Source organism: Affinibrenneria salicis (assembly GCF_008710095.1).
Map to the genome: position 1 here is coordinate 1 of NZ_VYKJ01000044.1, position 1,627 is coordinate 1,627.

The 1,627-nt window shown below is 55.6% G+C and carries 1 protein-coding gene; it reads right to left on the bottom strand.

Going from position 1 to position 1,627, the window contains the following annotated elements:
* Nucleotides 1-37 precede the first annotated feature (37 nt).
* A protein-coding gene (locus FJU30_RS26715) for an IS3 family transposase (protein ID WP_150437936.1) occupies nt 38-1,563 on the bottom strand; the annotation gives its coding sequence in 2 pieces (ribosomal slippage) (nt 38-1,128 and nt 1,128-1,563; 1,527 coding nt in all).
* Nucleotides 1,564-1,627 lie beyond the last annotated feature (64 nt).

Consider the following 1,627-nt stretch of genomic DNA (forward strand, 5'->3'; position numbering starts at 1 on the left):
CGGTAGCTGTCAACGAAGTTGACACCCTTATTCGTTTTTATGCTGCCGTTTTCAGACCAGTTTCTGGCTTCTCTGGATTCAACATCACCACCTCGACCCGCTGCCATTGACGGCATGAAGTTGACCACCGTTCCGGTCGGGCTTTTTGAGCCGTCTCATACAAGGCTTTTCGTTTTGCCAGCAGGTTTATATCTTCCCCTCGATGCCGTTGGCCCGGGGTCACATAACCGATGGCGCTATGCCGGTGCTCTTCGTTATACCACCGCCTGAACTCCTCGACCCAACGCCGCGCTTCATCCAGACCCAGGAAGCCTGATGACGGCCACGCCGGAATATATTTTAGCGTCCTGAACAGCGACTCCACATAGGGATTATCGTTGCTGACTCGTGGGCGACTGTGCGAGCCGGTGATCTTCAGTTCTTCCAGTTTCGCTTTCAACGTCTGGGATTTCATTGGCGCACCATTGTCGGCATGAAGCACTAACGGGTGTCGGTAGCACCCTTCACGTAATACTGTGCGGTGCAGGAGCGCGGCGGCCTGCTCGCCGTTTTCCTCTTCATGAACCTCATAACCGACGATTTTCCGGCTAAAAATATCTTCTATTAGATACAGATAAAAATAGCGACCACGAACCCGTGAGGCTAACCAGGTGACGTCCCACGTCCACACCTGGCGTGGCTCGAGAGCCTGATAACTGGTCGGTTTATTCACTTTCAACGGTGCCCGACTGCGGCCTCGATGATGTACCTGACCGTGTCGCCGGAGCACCCGGTAAAACGTCGACTCACTGGCCAGGTAGATGCCCTTGTCCGCCAACCGTGGCACGATCTGTGCCGGCGGCAAGCTGGCATATTCCGGCTCGTTACATACCGCGACTATCTGATGCTCTTCCTCAGCCGTCAGTTTATTGGCCGGTACCGGACGCGCTGCCGTGGGGCGACGGTCTTCAGCCTGGCCGTGCCAGCGCCGCCAGGTGCTCAGGCTGACCCCCACTTCCCGGCAAGCTGAGAGCAGACGTGCGCCGGCGCACATGGCTTCACCTGTCCACTGGATAAGCTGCGTGCGTTCATGGGCAGGGGTCAGTCGTCCTCGTCCTCCACACCGTAATAGTGATTCAGCTTTTTTCGCAAGACCAGCAACGCTGCCGCCTCGGCCAGGGCCTTTTCTTTGCGCGCCAATTCGCGCTCCAGCCCTTTGATTTTCTTTTGGGCCTGCTTTTGCGACTGGCGGGTATCAGCTTGTGGCGTATGGAGAAAAGCCTGTTTCCATTGGGCAATTTGTTCAGGATAGAGGCCTTTGCGACGGCAGTATTCACTCAGTTCGGCTTCACTGAGTGTGGCGGTTTCAACGATGACCGCAAAGCGCGCTTCTGTCGACCAAAGGTCGGTGGTTTTGTTAGCTCCGGGCACCGGTTTCCCCTCCAGTTTGGCTTGGATCCGCCAATTATAAAGGGTAGCTTCCGATATCCCTTCCTGTTGTGCAAGTGCGGTAACGGCCATGTTGTAGGGTGGCAGTAATTTGGCCAAAACTGCGGCTTTACGTTCCGGTGAATAACGTTTCATAACAGGCTCCGTTGCCCCCATAGAGATTTTCAGTATGGGGTGTCAACTATCCTGCCAGAGGGGG